This is a genomic window from Paenibacillus sp. F024 (genome assembly GCF_057814255.1).
In genome coordinates, this window is sequence record NZ_JBVASZ010000010.1 from 1 (window position 1) to 16,778 (window position 16,778).

Below are 16,778 nucleotides of genomic sequence, written 5' to 3' on the forward strand. Positions count from 1 at the left end.
AGATTATCCTTACTGCTTGCGGAGGTCCACATTGTTCATCCCGCCCTAGTAATGTTCTTACTCAGCAGTATTGACAATCAACCTATTAAGCAGACCTCAGCAACGAACTATAGCGAAGAAGCAAAAAGAATTCGGCTTAACGCCTTCAGAGTATCGCAGAGGCAATGGAATCGTGAACACTGGCGATGAGATGAATTAAACCACAAACGTTAAAAAATTCTCCCCTCCGGCTAAATTATTCTGCTGTTTTCGCATCGGGGGATTTTTTATACTCATCTTGTAAGCGGTTAACACACGAGTTCATGTGAGAATGATAGGGACTAGTTTCAGCGGTCATGCTCCTCTTGAGCCTGTGCGAAGACTGGGATTTGTTGGGATAGTCGGTATCAGATATAAATCCAAAAAGGGGTAATGCAAAGTGAAAATATTGAAAACGGTTTCGATTCTTGCGCTTTCCTCGATGCTGGTATTGTCCGCGTGTTCCAAGGATACGCCGCCTGCCAATGAGCAAAATGCGGCAGATAACGGTAAGCCGCAGGTATTGAAAGTATTATATGCCACCGTGGAGGCAGGCTCGGAGGCGATCATCGACGCTGCGCAAAAATACGAGCAGAAAACGGGCATTAAGATTGAAGTGAATACGTTTCCGTATAACAACCTACAAGAAAAAGTGTTTTCCGAACTGGCGCAAAAGAGCGATCACTATGATTTGATTGCGATTGATACGCCTTGGGTTCCAAAAATTATTCAGCATATCGAACCCATGACACCTTATATCAAGGCTTCGAAATCTCCGGATTCGCTGAAGCTGAATGATTTTATCGCCAAAGCATTCTTGGATACCTCCGTTTTCAAAAAAGATGCGCCGCAAACCAATCCTCCGCAAATGGATGAGATTAATTTGGATGAAATTACATCGGCGGGCTTTGATATCTGGAGTCTTCCCGTTCAATCCAACGTGTTAACCGTCAGCTACAGAAAAGATCTTTTTAACGATCCGAAGAATAAGGAGGCATTTAAACAGCAGTACAATCGTGAACTGGCCGTTCCGCAAACGTTGGATGAGTATTTGGATATCGCTAAATTTTTCACAAGAGATACCAATAACGACGGCAAAATCGATCTGTACGGCACGACGTTGATGGGCAAGAAGCACGAAGCCAATTTTGTTGACTTTAAATCGTTCTTAAGCGACTTTGGCGGTAGGATCTTTGATGATAACCTGAAGCCGGTATTTAATGATGAAAAAGGAGTTGAAGCGCTGGAAACCTACGGCGGCTGGATCGGCCAGCATAAAGTGACGCCACCGGGCGTATTGACCTACACCTGGGATGAAGTGGCGACCGTATTCGGGTCCGGACAAGTGGCTATGGGGATGAACTATCATGATATGAAGCTCGATCCTAAAGTCAAAGGCGAAGCAGGATACTTTGTATTCCCGGGTGTGAAAAATGGAGATAAGCTAGTCAGAGGTCCGCACTTTGGGTCTTGGGGGATCGGAATCAGCAAATATTCCAAAAACAAGCAAGCCGCTTATGAACTGACGGAATATTTGACGAGCCCGGATGCCCAAAAAGGCTACTTGAAATTTAACCAGCACGTGACGAGAATATCCGCTTACGAGGCTGCGCAGTCCTTGCCTGAGGCATCGCTTAAAGAGTACTACCAGGTGCTCGGTGATTCCTTAAAAGTCGGTGTAGGCCGTCCGAGAATCACGAATTATGATCAGGTTTCCGAAGCTGTCCAAATTGCCGTCAGTGATTATCTGTCCGGCAAAAAAGATGCGAAGACAGCGCTCAATGATGGTGCCAAGCAAGTCGAAACCCTGATGAAGCAGGCCGGCTATTAAGGTTTAAACCCTGCGGACGCATGAACGTTGGGCTTCAAGCGTCCGCTTTAAACGGAGTTGAAATTCCTCATGAGAAATCAAAATAAGAGTAAGCTGAAATATCTTTTGTTTGTGCCGACCATGGTTGTTCTGATTTCCATGACCATTGTCCCGTTTATTTTTTCCTTGCTGACCAGTATGACAAATTACAGGGCTACGGAACCGGAAAAGTGGAGCTTTGTCGGGCTGGATAATTTCACCCGCGCACTAACCGATCCCGATGTCCAGACGTCCTTTATCAACACGCTGGTTTATGTGGGCTGCGCCGTTTTCTTCGAGTTCTTTCTCGGTATCATGATTGCCTTATTATTAAACCGTCAAATGAAAGGAATCACCGTGATCCGGATGCTGCTGCTTCTGCCGATGATGGCTACCCCCGTAGCGGTCGGCCTCATGTGGAGATGGCTGTTTAATACGGATTTCGGAATTATTAATTATTATTTGACCTCGTGGTTCGGCATCACAGGACCGAATTGGCTCGGGGAGCATACCTTGTCCATGCCGGTGGTCATTCTTGTCGATGTTTGGCAGTGGACTTCTTTTATGGTGCTGTCTTTACTCGCGGGACTGCAATCTTTGCCCGATGACCCGGTGGAAGCCGCCTGGATGGACGGGGCCTCGCCTTGGCAAATGTTCTGGCATGTTACCCTTCCGCAGTTAAGGCCTGTGATTCTGGTCGTGCTGTTAATCCGGATGATTGATGCCTTCAAGTCGTTTGACGTGGTCTGGACCTTAACGAATGGGGGACCCGGCATCAGTACGGAATTATTGAGTCTGCGTGTTTACCGTGTAGCGTTCAAATTCTGGGAAACAGGGTATGCCTCTGCGATTTCCTGGCTGTTCTTAATTTTGGTGATTTTGATTACCTCGCAGTTTATTCGATTTCTTTACAGGGAAACACCCAAATAATCTGATCGATTTAATCCGCACAGTATTGGGGATGACATTGTGGGAATTGTATCATATAAAACGAAGAAAACCGTGGTCAACCGGTTCCTGGATCTTTTGACTTACTTCATTTTGTTTATCGCGATATTCCCGGTGGCGTGGATGGTGCTAACGTCGTTAAAAACGTCCTGGGATGCGCAGGCTTTACCGCCGGTATGGCTCTTTCTTCCGACCGTTGAGAACTACGTATCCTTGTTTTCAAGTAAAGGTTCTTCCAATCAATTCAGCAGCCTGCTGTGGAACAGCGTGGTTGTCTCACTGGTATCCACCCTGCTCTCCGTCGTATTTGGTGCGCTGGCATCGTATTCCTTGTCGAGATTTAACTTGAAACGAGGAAAGGATGTCGCCATTTGGATATTATCCACCCGGATGTTTCCTCCGGCCGCTACGCTGGTGCCTGTATTTATGATGATGAGCTGGTTTGATTTGATCGATACGTATACCGCGCTCATTATTCCTTATACGGCATTCAATCTTTCGTTTGTGGTATGGATGCTGAAGGGATTTTTCGACGATATTCCGATCGATTTGGAAGAAGCGGCGATGATGGACGGCTGCTCCCGGATGACGGCTTTTTATAAAATCATTTTGCCGTTGATCGCTCCCGGTTTAGCCGCAACTGCGATTATTTGTCTCATGTTCAGCTGGAATGAATTTATGTTTGCGCTGGTGCTTTCCAGAAACGATGCCGTAACGGCTCCCGTTATCGCCAATCAGTTTATCACGATGTATGGGGTGAAGTGGGGCGAATTGACTGCGGCCTCGACATTAATGACGGCTCCGGTTCTGATCTTTGCCATTCTCGTAAGAAACCATATGATTAAAGGCTTAACGATGGGCTCCGTAAAATAAACCATTCACAAGAGGTTGGAGGGCATATTGATGAAATCGATGAAGGGCGTTGTATTTCCAGGGAACAAGCAGGTGCAGGTCAAAGCGTTTCCGGTTCCTGTTCCGGGGCCTAACGAGGTTTTGATTGAAATGAAGGCATCGGCGATTTGCCGCAGCGATATGAGCCTTTACTATGGAAACCCGGTGGTTGGCGGCGAGGCGACCAAATCGGGAGCTATCATTCCGGGTCATGAGCCGGCAGGATTAGTGGTTCAAACCGGAGAAAGCGTAGAATCGATCAAACCAGGTGACCGGGTAGCCGTTTATTTGGCTGTCGGGTGCGGTGAATGCTCGAATTGTAAGAGCGGGTATATGATGTTCTGCACCACATGGAAATGTATCGGCTTTGACGTGCACGGCGGAGATGCCGATTACCTGGTGGTTCCGGAAAGAAATTGCATGAAGCTTCCGGATTCGCTAAGCTATGTTGCCGCCGCCGTTTCTACAGATGCGGTGGGAACGCTGTATCATGCTCAAAAAAGACTGAACATATCCGGGAAGGACACCCTGGTTGTTTTTGGCTTGGGGCCGATGGGCGGAGCCGGCATATTGGTCGCCAAAGCGATGGGCGCAACCGTGATCGCAGTCGATATGATCGAAGAAAGGCTGGAGCTGGCCAAAGCCGAGCTTGGAGCTGACTACACGATCAATGGGAAAACGGAGGATGTCGTCAGCCGAATTCGCGAGATCACGAACAATAAAGGCGCGGATGCGGCGATCGATTGCTCGGGCAGTCCGATTGCGGAAAACCAGGCGCTGGATTGTGTGCGGCCTCATGGAAGAGTAGCTTTTGTGGGTGAGTGCAGGGAATCGACAATTAAGCCGAGCGATCAGCTTATCCGTAAACAATTGACCGTAATGGGCTCCTGGTATTTCCCGATTCAGGAATATGAAGAGATTACGGAATTTATTGTGCGCAAAAACGTACTGGTTGAAAAACTGGTGACTCACACCTTCAAATTGGAGGAAGCAGAGGAAGCGTTCCGCTTGTTCGACGAAAGAAAAACCGAAAAAGCCGTATTCGTATGGTAGCAGCTTGATTTCAAATCTCATATCCATAGAAGGGAGCATCATCCGATGAAAGGAATTTCGTTTAATACATGGGTATACAGTTGTTTTCCGAGCTGGCTGCCGTCTTACCCTTTGGATGAAGTCATTAAAAGATTATCCGGGATGGGCTATGACGGGATCGAAATCGGCTGCGCTAGCCCGCATGCATGGCCGGATCATTTATCAAACGAGCGCAGAAAGGAAATCAAACAGCTGCTCCAAACGAACCGGCTGAACGTATCGTCGATGCTGCCTGCCCCGGGCGGCGGGCCGGGGAATAACCCTAGCTCCCCGATCCGGGAGGAGCGGGAGTTCACCATTCAGCATTATAAGGATATTATTCGCCTTGCACATGAATGGGAATGTCCGACCGTCATTTGGATCGCAGGATGGGCCGTCTATGGAACGCCTCAGAAGGCTGCGTGGAATTACAGCCTTCAAGGTCTGGTGGATTGTGCCCGATATGCCAAGCAGCTTGGCATCACGCTTGTCGTCGAGCCGACGCCTACAGACAGCAATTTGATCGAGACGGCGGACGATGCGCTTCTGTTAGCGGAGCAAAGCGGAGAGGATAACGTCAAGGTCATGTTCGATACCTTTCATGCGCTCTATCGGAACGAGGTATCGAGCGATTACGTGTACCGAATGAAAGATAAGCTTCATCATATCCATATTTCCGACGCGGATCGGTTACCGCCGGGACATGGAAACTGCAATTTCGATGCTGTGCTCAGAGCTCTTAAAGAGATTGATTATCAAGGCTATTTGACGATGGAAGTCGGCTTCCATACACGCAAAGCCGATCCCGATTGGTACGCTAGGACATCGATCGACTACCTGAAGAATATAATGAAGGAGATCGGTTGGAAATAACTGCTGCATAACAAGCGCCTAAACACAACAAGCTGTCGTCTGAAAAAATCTGGCGGCGGCTTGTTTATTTATTTCAGACGGATTACATGATTATGCCCCCATATGGAAATACTTTCAGTTATCGGTTAAACATGGAGGGTTGGATCATGAGTGCTATAGAATGGAGCAGGGCGTTAACCGAAATGACGCTGGCCTTTCACATTATTTTCGCGACGATCGGTGTCGGTATTCCGATCTTTATTTCCATTGCCGAATGGATGGGCATTCGCTTCAAAGATCCATACTATTCGTTGATGGCGCGGAGATGGACGCGCGGATTTGTTATTACCGTAGCCGTCGGCGTCGTTACCGGAACGTGTATCGGCTTGCAGCTGAGTCTGCTATGGCCCGATTTCATGCGTGCGGCCGGCCATGTGATCAGCCTTCCTTTATTTCTGGAAACCTTCGCCTTTTTCTTTGAGGCGATCTTTTTGGGCATTTATTTATATACCTGGGACCGGTTCAAAAATCCGTATGTTCACTGGCTGCTAACGATTCCGATCGTTCTCGGCGCTTCCGCCTCTGCATTTTTTATCACCACGGTAAACGCGTTTATGAATACGCCTCAAGGCTTTACGCTGGAGAACGGAGTGTTCACGAAGCTCGATCCGCTGGCGGCGATGTTCAATCCGGCAACGCCCTCCAAAGTGGCGCATGTCTTGTCATCCGCTTACGTAACAGGCGCTTTTGTCCTTGCCATGATCGCCGCTTTCTCCATGCTGAGGGGACGCAGGCATGAATACTATAAGAAAGCTATCCGGCTTACCATGCTGACGGGGTTTATGTTGGCTTTAGCGACTTTTGCCGTCGGTGATATGTCCGCCAAATTTCTTGCCGAGATGCAGCCGGAAAAATTGGCTGCAGCAGAATGGCATTTTGAGACGATGCCGCGGGCGCCTTTGATATACGGAGGGTTTCTGAACGAAGAAACGCTGGAAGTAACGGATGCTCTGCGTCTTCCGTTGGTCCTTAGCATTTTGGCCCATAGTGATCCGGATGCACCTGTTATGGGTTTGAATGAGTTTCCCCGCGAATTGTGGCCTCCGCTCTATGTGCATTATCTTTTTGACGGGATGGTTACCATCGGGGGGTATCTGGTGTTCATCCCGCTCTTATTCCTGGTGTTCTCCATTTTCAAACGATGCAATGAATATAACCGCTGGATTTTATGGGGAATCGTGGCGGGCGGCCCATTATCGCTGCTGGCCATTGAACTCGGGTGGTTTTATGCTGAGGTAGGCAGACAGCCGTGGATTTTACGCGGGCACATGCGGGTATCCGACGCGGCGACAACCAATGCGCATGTGCAGCTGACCTTCTGGCTTTTTATGCTGCTGTATGTGCTTCTGGGAACGGTTTGCGCCATCGTATTAAGCCGTTTATTTCGTAATCAGACGGCGGAGATGGAATTGGAAGAACGCCGCATCATTTTATAGGAGGGCAGCATCACTATGTCGCTCGAACTTTTAGGGATTACCGTATTATGGATCTTCCTCTACGGATACTTGGTCGTAGCCTCAATTGATTTCGGGGCGGGTTTTTATGCTTATTATGGTCGGGTCATCGGTATAGAATCGGTCATCCGGCCCGTCATCTCCAGATATTTGTCCCCGGTATGGGAAATCACCAACGTGTTTTTTGTCTTCTTTTTTGTAGGCATTGTCGGTTTTTTTCCGGATACCGCCCACTATTACGGAACGGCGCTGCTGATTCCCGGAAGTATAGCGCTGATTCTTTTGGCTATTCGAGGTTCCTTTTATGCCTTTGCCAATTATGGAGCGCGGGAAAATACTCTTTATCTTTTGGCTTATGGAGCTACCGGATTGCTGATCCCGGCGTCGCTTTCTACGGTTCTTACCATTTCGGAAGGCGGGTTTTTGACGGTCCGCGAAAATAACGTTATTTTCCTGACACAAGAGCTGTTTTTTAGCGCCTATTCATGGGCCGTCGTGCTCCTTGCCATCTCCAGCGTTTTGTTCATCAGCTCCACATTTTTAACTTATTATGCAGCGCGGGCGGAGGATTGGGCGGCGGTGGGCTGGCTGAGGCAGTTTTCATTGTGGGGAGGGATCCCGACGATCATTTCCAGTCTGTTCGTCTTTATCGCGCTGCGCAACCATAATCAGCCCCATTTTGATAGGATGCTGGAAATTTGGTGGATGTTCGGTTTATCCTTGTTAACCTTCATGATGGCCGTATGGCTCATATGGAAACAGAAAAATTACGGCACGGCGTTCATTCTGGTCATGTTTCAGTTTGCCTTCGCTTTTTTCGGTTACGGGGTTTCTCATTTGCCGTACTTGCTGTACCCTTACTTGACGATTACCAGCGGAGTGACCAACCCGGTCATGGGAAGAGCCCTTGTAACCGCATTTGTGGCGGGGTTATTGCTGCTGATCCCGGCGCTTATTTTAGTGCTTAGGTTATTTTTGTTTAATTTGAACTATGTAAAGGGGGAAACGTAGTGGGGGACGGGAAAAGAAAGAGCCTCAACCGGTTTGACCGTCATGATCAATGGCTGATGAAGCTCATCTTTGGCATTGCGGGTCTGCTGCTTTTGTCCATATCGCGCTATTTCTTTTCGTAAAGAAGAAACGGTTTATCTATAGAGGAATTCGGCTTGCCGAAAAAGATAAAGATCCTGCTTGCACAAGGTACTCCTGTTGGCGACGTTTTTTATTGCCGATTCTTGAAGGTTTATTGCGGCGATTCATAAAGTTTCCATCAGAGCGGCAAAAGTGGCAGGGAAATGCTAGGCATTTACCGAATGTATATATAGTTTGAATAATACGACAAATCGGCCTTTAAACACATAGCCAAGGGGGGGTTCCGGTTGAATGTCACTCAATCATGGCAGCAATTTGTTCTAAACGGGGAAGCCGACGTGAGTATACGCAAGGAAATCTTGGATTCATGGTACAGATGCAGGCAGATCGGTATCTCTTATGAATTGGACCAGGTGGCATCTCATATCGGCAGAGACGAGTTTGTTCATAAGCGGGAAAAGAACGAAGAGCTGTTGGCTGCTGCGGTTCCGGTGATGGAAGAAATGTACGGATATTTAAAGGGCGGCGGATACTTGATTCTTCTTGCCGATGCGGATGGATATTTGATCGAAATGATGGCGGACGCCAAAGCGCAGCATGTGTGCGACAGGGGAGGGATTACACCCGGAGCGAGATGGATGGAGGATAATGTGGGCTCTACCGGACTTTCCATCGCTCTTAGGACCCGTATGGCAATGGCCACATCTGCCAATGAGCATTATTGCACCGCTTTTCGCGTTTGGGATTGCTCCGCTTGCCCCATCTTCGTAGACGGAGAATTTATGGGTGTGTTTGACTTATGCCGGGTAGGTCCCGGCAATGATATACGAGAGCTGTATACTTTAGCGGTTTCCGGAGCAAGAGCTGTGGCCGAGAGACTGCGTTATGAACGGAACAGAGTCAAAGAAGAGATCCTGTCGGAAATTCTTTTGCGCTCCTGGGATGTCAATTTGAAGTCCACCGGCATCTTTTCCTTTGACCGATGGGGTAAAATTGTTCATAAGAACAAACGGGCATCCGAGTTTATCCATCTGCTGCAGCAGGAGAACCAGAGATTACATCCTTCTTCACAGACGAACGAGCATCCGATCATCAGCCAGTTAAGCATTCAGTCGGATGAAACGGCTGAGATTTACCTTGAGGGACAGAAATATCTGCTTGAGTCGAAGCAATTAACCAAACAGAATCAAAACCTGGCCATGGTGGTTTTAGTCAAGGAGGAAGTGCAGAAGAAAAAGCCAACGTCTTCGGCCAAGCCTGATGAAAAAGGTCAATCTGCAGTTCATGAGGCTTTTGAAACAAAAAATCCCGCTTTTTTGAAAACGCTTCATTTGGCTGCGAAAGCGGCAAAAAGCGAAGCGGGCATACTGCTTCGGGGAGAAAGCGGGACGGGTAAGGATTACATGTCCAGAGCCATACACCGCGAAAGCAGCAGAAACGGCAAGCCTTTTATTGCGCTAAACTGCGCGTCATTGCCCAAGGAGCTGATCGCTTCCGAGCTTTTCGGTTATGCGGCGGGCGCTTTTACCGGAGCAAAGCAGCAGGGCAATCCCGGCAAAATTGAAGCCGCGAACGGGGGCACCTTGTTTTTGGATGAGATTGCAGACATGCCTCTCGAGCTGCAGGCGGTATTTCTCCGCGCTTTGGAGGAGAAGCAAATTACAAGAGTAGGAAGCACAACGCCTATTCCTGTGGATGTGCGTTTTATTGCAGCTACACACAAAGATTTAAAGCTACTGGTGGAAAAAGGGGAGTTTCGCGAGGACCTGCTGTATCGTCTCAATGTCTTTACGGTTCATCTCCCTTCGTTAAGAGAACGGCCGGAGGATTTGGAGTTTTTGATGACTCAGATGCTTTCCGCAGCCTGCGAAAAAGCGCGGCGACATATGATCACTTGTACACCGGAAGCGATGGAGCTCTTTCAAAGCTATTCATGGCCCGGTAATTTGCGGGAGCTTCGGAATGTGATGGAGAGAATCGCATATCTTCATGAACACGATCAATTGGAAGCCCGGCATGTCTACGAATTTTTGGATGCGGGAAGCAGCCTCCCAATGAACAGGAATGAAAAGGAGCATATTGAAGCGGCATTAAAAACAGCGAACGGAAACCGCGTTCAAGCGGCCAAAGACCTAAAGATCTCGCGAAGCGCTTTATATCGTAAAATGGAGAAATACGGCATGCTGTGATGGAGGTCAGAGCCATTCACGGTCCTGCCGCGGATGGCTCTTTTTGAATCGAGCGAAATCGAGGATTCATTGTGCCAAGCGTCAATTACCCTGGGGCTGCTGCCTGTACAAGCTGAAGCTGATGAATGTCAGCGTGAGTGAATCCATCCGGTTTGGAGTCTTAACGGTGTCCCTGTAGAACCATTGCCATGACAGATCATTTCAGAAAGAATGCTGAATGCAATTTCTTCCGGTGTTTCTGCTCCAATATCCAGTCCTATTGGTGAATGCAGGGAAACTCCTGCCGGAACGATTTTATCCATAAGCAATTGCGTCGTTCTTTTTTTAGGCCCGAGAATACCCAAATAAGCTAGTGGAAAAGAAATCAATTTTTGTAAATATAGAGAGTCTTGTTCGAAGTGATGTGTCATGATGACGGCGTAATCGGTATCACAAATCCCAAGATGAATCGGGAAGGTCCCAAGGGGGGAGACAATGATGTTATCCGCATCGGGGAACCTTTCTTTATTTGCGAATCCAGGTCTATGGTCAACGATTGTAATAAGCCATTGAAGGAGCTTTGCTCCTTGGACAAGAGGGACAACATCAGGACCGGCACCGAAAATAAACAAGCGGGGAATCGGCTTTAATTTTTCTACATATATTTCCATCTCTGCTTCATTATGCTGAATGCTAAAAAGCCCTGTAGCGGTTGGATATGTAAATTCGATGGGATCTTGGCCAAGGATCAATTTCGCCCCAACAGAAAAATGACTGGTATTTGATGAGATGATGGTGATGGATGAAAGCTGATTTTGTAAGATATGTAATGTTTGAAGGGCATTTTCCGGATCTTTTATCGGATCAAACGCCTCAATCCAAATTTTTAGAGCCCCGTTACAACCTACGCCTAATCCCCAAATCGCATCACCGGTCCCATGGAAATCATATTCAATCCATTGAGGGTGACCGGAGGTCATCACTTTCATTGCATGTTCGTATATATCTCCCTCAACACATCCCCCGCTTAAGGTTCCTTTAATGATTCCATCAGGCAAAATGACACTCTTAGCCCCTATTCCGCGATAGGTTGATCCTTGCTTGTGAACGATGGTTGCTATAGCGGCGCAACGCTTCTTTTCCCAGCATTCCTTGAGAATTTCCAATAGTTCAAGCATATGGACCTCCCTGTTAAAAATTAACTAGGATAACGTTTTGTTTTTAATGCATCCTTTACTTTTTGTAAATTTTGCAAAGCTGTTGCATTTGAGAGGGAAGCCACTCCAAGGAATAAAATATCTATCAAATACAGCATGCTCATGCGCGAAGTAAACGGCTCGCCAAGAACTAACATTTCTTTGGGAGAAATACATAATGATATTTCCGAAATCCTTGTGATAGGTGAGGATTCTTTAGCGGTTATACCTATCGTTCCAGCGCCGTTTTGCCTGGTGATGGATAACGATTCAAGGACATCCAGATTAGCTCCCGTATGTGAAATGCCAATAACCACATCTCTTTTATCGGTGATGGCCGAAGCCACACTTTGCATGTAAGAGTCATTGTAAACCTGACACAAAAATCCTATTTTCATGAGGTTATATGATAAATCAACTCCTGTAGAATAGTTGATGCCTTGAGCAAAAATATGGACAGCCCTTGCTCTATTGATCAGCTGGGCAGCACTTTTTAAAGCTTCCTTATCCAATAAATTTCTTGTTTGCGAAAGTCCGTCTATATTTGCGTGATAGGCTTTTTCAGCTATGACCTCCATACTGTCATCCAACTCAATTTCTTCATTCAATTCCGATCTTGGGTCAGATCTTTGATCTCCTAAATCATAAGCCAGATTGATCTGCAGGTCACGAAATCCGGAATACCCCAGACGTTGTGCTAATCGGACCACTGCCGCTTCACTAGTTCCTGATATCTCCGCCAAACCGGTGACGTTCATACGGGCCACTTTGTCCGGCTGCTTCAAAATAGCTTCTCCTACTTCTTTCATAACTCCATTCAAGGAATGGAGTTGCTGTTGTAGAAGTGAAATGACGCCCGGTTTTCGATGGTTAACCATATCTGTCCAACCTTTCGTTGAAAAAAAATTTCAAAAAATATTTCACTGTTTATAATTTAACATAAAAACAACCTGATTTTCAATGTTTTTGTGGGCTTAATGCCGAAAAATCAACGAAATAAATAACTATTGAAAAAAAATTTTAAAAATGATATTCTCAATCCAGAAGCAGAAGGGAGAGATTGCCAAATGATTTATGAATTGCGGGAATATCATGCGGTTGAGGGGAAGGAGGAATTGCTCCACCAACGTTTTCGCGAGGAAACACTGCCTTTGTTTGACAAACACAAGATAGAGGTGACGGGATTTTGGACTCGACAGGACTTTCCGTATATTTTGATATATGTTTGTCGATTTGAAAATGAAGAACAGCAAAAACAAGCATGGCAAGCTTTTGGTTCGGATCCTGATTGGAAGCGCGTTAAAACGCAAAGTGAAATCGATGGACCGTTAACCACTTATATGAGTTCTTATTTACTTCAACCGGTTTCTTATTTTAAAGAATGAGCAGAAATGAGGTGAATGAAAATGAAACCGGTTAACTTTGATTATATGGCCGCCACCAGTGTGGAACAAGCAGTTCAGCTTCTGTCCGAATCGGATGGAACGGCCAAGATTATCGCGGGTGGACAAAGTCTTTTGCCCATTTTAAACATGAGACTTGCACGGCCCTCGATTTTGGTGGACGTGAATGGAATTCCTCATTTGAGTCAAATTGAAAAAATGGGAGACGGAATACGTATCGGTGCAACGGTGCGACATCATCAAGCCGAAACATCGATGATGATTAAAGAACATGTTCCGTTATTGGCAAAGGCGGTTCCGTACGTTGGACATCGTCCGATTCGCAGCCGTGGAACGTTGGTGGGCAGTGTAGTGCATGCGGACCCATCCGCTGAAATTCCTCTGGTTTCCTTACTCCTTGATGCTTATCTGGAAATTCAGAATGCAGAAGGTACACGTATCGTAAACCTTGCCGATTTCTTTTATGGGTATATGATGACGGACCTGCAGCCCGATGAATTGGTCGTGGCTATGGTTTACCCAGAGGTTACTGTCCCACTAGAGACGAAAAGAGGCTGCGCATTTCAAGAGATGGCAAGAAGGGAAGGAGACTTTGCCCTTGTTGCGGCTGCATGCCAAATCGATTTGCATGATAACGTGATTGTGGATGTACGTCTTGGCGTAGGCGGAGTAGGAGGGACACCACTTCGTTTAGTCGATACGGAGGCGTTTTTAAAAGGAAAAGAAGGATCACCCGGTTTGTTTGAGGAGGCGGCAGAAGCCGTCGCGGAGATGTTGGACCCGGACGATGATCCGTCAGTTTCCGCAGAATATCGCCGCAGCGTAGCCATTGGGCTGACCAAACGAGTTCTTCAAGGAGCTTTCTTAGAAGCTTGCAGAGAGAAGGTGGAGAGAAAATGAGTTTGCATCGTATTAAAGTTGAAGTGAATGGCGATCAGTATGAACGAACGATTCCGGCACGGTTGACGTTGGTCGATTTTTTGCGTGAAGAGCTTGACTTGACCGGAACTCATATCGGCTGCGAGCATGGGGTTTGCGGAACCTGTACCATTTTATTAAACGGCGAATTGGTACGCTCTTGCATCTTGTTAGCCGTCCAGGTGGATGGCCAAAGTCTAACTACCGTGGAAGGGTTATCCTCCTGTGATTCCGCAGGGAAGGTCCAGCTGTCTCCCATTCAGGAAGCGTTTCGCGAATGTCATGGATTACAATGCGGATACTGCACGCCAGGTATGCTGATGACCACGCAATCTTTGCTGACAGAAATTCCTAATCCAACAGAAGCGGAAATAAGGGAAGCGCTTTCGGGAAATATTTGCCGCTGCACAGGTTATGTACAGATTGTTGAATCGGTAAAAATGGCCGCGGAAAAATTGCAGAAGGGGTGTTAAGAATGCAACAATTTCGCGTAATTGGGAAAAAGAATGCTCCAATGGAGGATTATCGTTTTATTATAGGCAAAGGCAAATATGTAGCGGATGTAAAACTCGAAGGAATGAAGCATGTGGCTCTCGTATCCAGCCCCCATGCTGCAGCGAAAATTTGTTCCATTGACGCCAGCGAAGCATTAGCCTTGCCTGGAGTGATTGGGATCATTACTGGAGAGGATATTGCGCGAGATACGCAGCCGCTTCGCCAATATATTGACATTGCAGGCATCTATTGGCGTCCATTGGCTTATGAACAGGTACGGTATGCAGGGGAATGGGTCGTGGCCGTACTCGCTGAAAATCGCTATATTGCAGAGGATGCGGCGGAACTGGTGAAAGTTGAATACGAACCTTTACCGTTTGTTATGGATTTGGAAAAAGCCATGGAATCCGATGCGCCTCTTGTCCATAAAGACTATAATAGCAATGTGGTTTGGCAGCGGAAATTTACTTATGGAAATGTGGAGCAGGATTTTGCGGATACACCGAAAAAAGTGCAGGGGCGTTACCGCTGGAATCGCAATTCGACAGTTCCCCTTGAAACGTTTGGTGTGGTAGCCAAATGGGATGAGGGCAACGAAATTTTGGATGTATGGGCTTCCATTCAGATGCCGCAATTTGCCGAGCAAATCGCTTCGTCGTTATCTGTCCCGTTGAACGGGGTACGTGTTCATTATGATGTTGATGTAGGCGGCAGCTATGGTGTAAAGCGAGGGATTAAACATTCCGTGTTAGTCGGTTATTTAGCCAGACGGTTTGGCGTTCCGGTGAAGTTCATTGAAGATCGGCTGGAAAATATGCGCGGGGGTGACATGCATGGACCTGACCGTATTTTTGAGGTGGAAGCCGCCTATGATCTAAACGGGATCATAAAAAGTATGAAAATGAGGACCATTGATGACAACGGGGCTTACCCCGGCCGTTCACCACTACAGATGGGGAAACCAATCGGAGCAATTGTAGGCGCTTACAAAATCAAAAGTGTCGAGTATGAAGGAATTGCTGTGGTTACCAATAAAACAGGTCAAGTCCCTGTACGGGGATTTGGGCAGTCCCCTACAAACTGGGTCATTGAAATGACGGTAAACCGAATAGCGGAAGAATTGGGACTCGATCCGGTGGAAATTCGAAGGAGGAATTTTATTCAGCCTGAGGACTTCCCTTATGAAATTCCAAGTGGAACTACTTACGACAGTGGCGACTATCCCACGGTTCTTCAGAAGGCTTTGGATTTGGCCAACTACGAGGAACTGATCAAGTGGCGTGAAGAGGCAAGAAAAGAAGGAAGAATCATCGGAATCGGGATAGGCTCTTGCATTGAACCGGGAGGCGGGAATGCGCTGTTCGAACCTTTATTCAATCCTAAAAACGATAAAACAACATTCCCTGAAGGCTGTCAGTTGAAGGTGGATCAACACGGGAAGGTGACCGCGCAAATTGGCTTTTCTTCATCTGGACAAGGGCACCAGACGATGGTCGCTACCATCTTAGCGGAAGAGCTAGGTTTGGAAAGAGACGATATTCGCGTCATACATTCGGATTCATTAACGGCTTTGCCTTCCCAATCTCCGGTGGCCAGCCGGATGGCGATTGTGCTTGGCGGGGCAGTCAGCGGAGCTGCGAGAAGGCTAAAGAAGAGAATGATGGAAATCGCTTCGTATAACCTTCAAGTGGATGAGGAGCAATTGGAATGGGATCTATGCGATATTCGCGCTAAAGAGGATGCTGCAAAACGAATGACATGGAAGGATATCGTAGATATTGCCCATCTGAAGTATCACAAAATGCCCAAAGATATGGATCCGGGATTGCAAGCGAATTTCGTATTGGAAGTCCCGACGGGTGGTGTACTCCCGACGCCTGAAGGACGAGTGCAAATGTACCCATGCTATTCATTTTCAGTTCACATTCCAGTCATTGAAATTGACCCGGTGACGGGAAAAATCGAGTTTCTTAAATATTACATCGCAGACGATTGCGGAACTGTAATCAATCCGGATATTGTCAAGGGAATGGTCATAGGGGGAGTTGCTCATGGGATTGGAGTCGCACTCTATGAGCATTTTACTTATGATGATAACGGTCAAATGACCGCTCAAACGTTTATGGACTATCTATTGCCTTCTACTATGGAGGTTCCGCATATCGAAGTGGTGAAGCACTGCACACCTTCACCTTTGACATCACTAGGGCAAAAAGGGGTAGGGGAAGGGGGATATATGAGTGCACCGGCGGCCGTTGTGAATGCGATCAATGACGCCTTATCGCCTTATGGACAAACGATGAGACATGTTCCTGTCAGACCTCAGGATATTCTTCAGGTTATTAACCTATAAACCGGAAGGG

The 16,778-nt window shown here is 47.1% G+C and carries 15 protein-coding genes; 13 read left to right on the plus strand and 2 right to left on the minus strand.

Going from position 1 to position 16,778, the window contains the following annotated elements; genetic code table 11:
- Positions 1-418: 418 nt before the first annotated feature.
- The 9 genes from ACZYR9_RS12060 to ACZYR9_RS12100 all read left to right on the plus strand — a co-directional run bounded on the left by ACZYR9_RS12060 (position 419) and on the right by ACZYR9_RS12100 (position 10,424).
- Complete coding sequence (locus tag ACZYR9_RS12060; protein WP_488978742.1) at positions 419-1,849, plus strand: ABC transporter substrate-binding protein; 1,431 nt, start codon at positions 419-421, stop codon at positions 1,847-1,849.
- Between the two features lie 69 nt (positions 1,850-1,918).
- A complete protein-coding gene (locus ACZYR9_RS12065; RefSeq protein ID WP_488978743.1) occupies positions 1,919-2,797 on the plus strand; it encodes a carbohydrate ABC transporter permease in 879 nt (292 codons plus the stop codon).
- A gap of 39 nt (positions 2,798-2,836) precedes the next feature.
- The gene (locus ACZYR9_RS12070; RefSeq protein WP_488978744.1) at positions 2,837-3,688 is read left to right on the plus strand and encodes a carbohydrate ABC transporter permease; all 852 of its coding nucleotides are present in this window, start codon (positions 2,837-2,839) and stop codon (positions 3,686-3,688) included.
- Between the two features lie 30 nt (positions 3,689-3,718).
- Positions 3,719-4,759, plus strand: a complete 1,041-nt coding sequence (locus tag ACZYR9_RS12075; protein ID WP_488978745.1) for a zinc-dependent alcohol dehydrogenase family protein — start codon at positions 3,719-3,721, stop codon at positions 4,757-4,759.
- Positions 4,760-4,804: 45 nt separating this feature from the next.
- The gene (locus ACZYR9_RS12080; protein ID WP_488978746.1) at positions 4,805-5,650 is read left to right on the plus strand and encodes a sugar phosphate isomerase/epimerase family protein; all 846 of its coding nucleotides are present in this window, start codon (positions 4,805-4,807) and stop codon (positions 5,648-5,650) included.
- 146 nt (positions 5,651-5,796) lie between these two features.
- A complete protein-coding gene (locus ACZYR9_RS12085; protein ID WP_488978747.1) occupies positions 5,797-7,125 on the plus strand; it encodes a cytochrome ubiquinol oxidase subunit I in 1,329 nt (442 codons plus the stop codon).
- Between the two features lie 15 nt (positions 7,126-7,140).
- Positions 7,141-8,154 (plus strand): cytochrome d ubiquinol oxidase subunit II, encoded by a 1,014-nt coding sequence (locus ACZYR9_RS12090; protein ID WP_488978748.1) that lies wholly within the window; start codon positions 7,141-7,143, stop codon positions 8,152-8,154.
- Entirely contained in the window at positions 8,154-8,276 is a 123-nt protein-coding gene (locus ACZYR9_RS12095; protein ID WP_488978749.1) for a hypothetical protein, read from the plus strand. The genes ACZYR9_RS12090 and ACZYR9_RS12095 overlap by 1 nt, the downstream gene beginning before the upstream one ends.
- A gap of 246 nt (positions 8,277-8,522) precedes the next feature.
- Positions 8,523-10,424: a sigma-54-dependent Fis family transcriptional regulator gene (locus ACZYR9_RS12100; RefSeq protein ID WP_488978750.1), complete on the plus strand. Its 1,902-nt coding sequence runs from the start codon at positions 8,523-8,525 to the stop codon at positions 10,422-10,424.
- A 128-nt stretch (positions 10,425-10,552) separates the two neighbouring features.
- On the opposite strand, the gene ACZYR9_RS12105 is transcribed toward ACZYR9_RS12100, so the two are convergent.
- Positions 10,553-11,581, minus strand: coding sequence for an XdhC family protein (locus tag ACZYR9_RS12105; RefSeq protein WP_488978751.1), 1,029 nt, complete (start codon positions 11,579-11,581; stop codon positions 10,553-10,555).
- 20 nt (positions 11,582-11,601) lie between these two features.
- Positions 11,602-12,477, minus strand: coding sequence for a MurR/RpiR family transcriptional regulator (locus ACZYR9_RS12110; RefSeq protein ID WP_488978752.1), 876 nt, complete (start codon positions 12,475-12,477; stop codon positions 11,602-11,604).
- A gap of 189 nt (positions 12,478-12,666) precedes the next feature.
- Between ACZYR9_RS12110 and ACZYR9_RS12115 the strand changes: the two genes are divergently transcribed.
- From ACZYR9_RS12115 to ACZYR9_RS12130, 4 genes are read left to right on the plus strand one after another with little or no spacing between them, the layout of a single operon-like run.
- The gene (locus ACZYR9_RS12115) at positions 12,667-12,984 is read left to right on the plus strand and encodes an NIPSNAP family protein (protein WP_488978753.1); all 318 of its coding nucleotides are present in this window, start codon (positions 12,667-12,669) and stop codon (positions 12,982-12,984) included.
- 21 nt (positions 12,985-13,005) lie between these two features.
- Positions 13,006-13,902: an FAD binding domain-containing protein gene (locus ACZYR9_RS12120; RefSeq protein ID WP_488978754.1), complete on the plus strand. Its 897-nt coding sequence runs from the start codon at positions 13,006-13,008 to the stop codon at positions 13,900-13,902.
- Positions 13,899-14,393 carry a (2Fe-2S)-binding protein gene (locus ACZYR9_RS12125; protein ID WP_488978755.1) on the plus strand — a complete coding sequence of 165 codons (495 nt, stop codon included), beginning with the start codon at positions 13,899-13,901 and terminating at the stop codon, positions 14,391-14,393. Before ACZYR9_RS12120 ends, ACZYR9_RS12125 begins: the two co-directional genes overlap by 4 nt.
- A 2-nt stretch (positions 14,394-14,395) precedes the next feature.
- Positions 14,396-16,768: a xanthine dehydrogenase family protein molybdopterin-binding subunit gene (locus ACZYR9_RS12130; RefSeq protein ID WP_488978756.1), complete on the plus strand. Its 2,373-nt coding sequence runs from the start codon at positions 14,396-14,398 to the stop codon at positions 16,766-16,768.
- The last annotated feature ends 10 nt before the right edge of the window (positions 16,769-16,778 follow it).

What these genes read in the sequence shown, in the direction of transcription:
- ACZYR9_RS12065 (WP_488978743.1), top strand. Translation starts at nt 1,919, where the DNA reads ATGAGAAATCAAAATAAGAGTAAGCTGAAATATCTTTTGTTTGTGCCG.
- ACZYR9_RS12075 (WP_488978745.1), top strand. Translation starts at nt 3,719, where the DNA reads ATGAAATCGATGAAGGGCGTTGTATTTCCAGGGAACAAGCAGGTGCAG.
- ACZYR9_RS12080 (WP_488978746.1), top strand. Translation starts at nt 4,805, where the DNA reads ATGAAAGGAATTTCGTTTAATACATGGGTATACAGTTGTTTTCCGAGC.
- ACZYR9_RS12085 (WP_488978747.1), top strand. Translation starts at nt 5,797, where the DNA reads ATGAGTGCTATAGAATGGAGCAGGGCGTTAACCGAAATGACGCTGGCC.
- ACZYR9_RS12090 (WP_488978748.1), top strand. Translation starts at nt 7,141, where the DNA reads ATGTCGCTCGAACTTTTAGGGATTACCGTATTATGGATCTTCCTCTAC.
- ACZYR9_RS12105 (WP_488978751.1), bottom strand. Translation starts at nt 11,581, where the DNA reads ATGCTTGAACTATTGGAAATTCTCAAGGAATGCTGGGAAAAGAAGCGT.
- ACZYR9_RS12110 (WP_488978752.1), bottom strand. Translation starts at nt 12,477, where the DNA reads ATGGTTAACCATCGAAAACCGGGCGTCATTTCACTTCTACAACAGCAA.
- ACZYR9_RS12115 (WP_488978753.1), top strand. Translation starts at nt 12,667, where the DNA reads ATGATTTATGAATTGCGGGAATATCATGCGGTTGAGGGGAAGGAGGAA.
- ACZYR9_RS12120 (WP_488978754.1), top strand. Translation starts at nt 13,006, where the DNA reads ATGAAACCGGTTAACTTTGATTATATGGCCGCCACCAGTGTGGAACAA.
- ACZYR9_RS12125 (WP_488978755.1), top strand. Translation starts at nt 13,899, where the DNA reads ATGAGTTTGCATCGTATTAAAGTTGAAGTGAATGGCGATCAGTATGAA.
- ACZYR9_RS12130 (WP_488978756.1), top strand. Translation starts at nt 14,396, where the DNA reads ATGCAACAATTTCGCGTAATTGGGAAAAAGAATGCTCCAATGGAGGAT.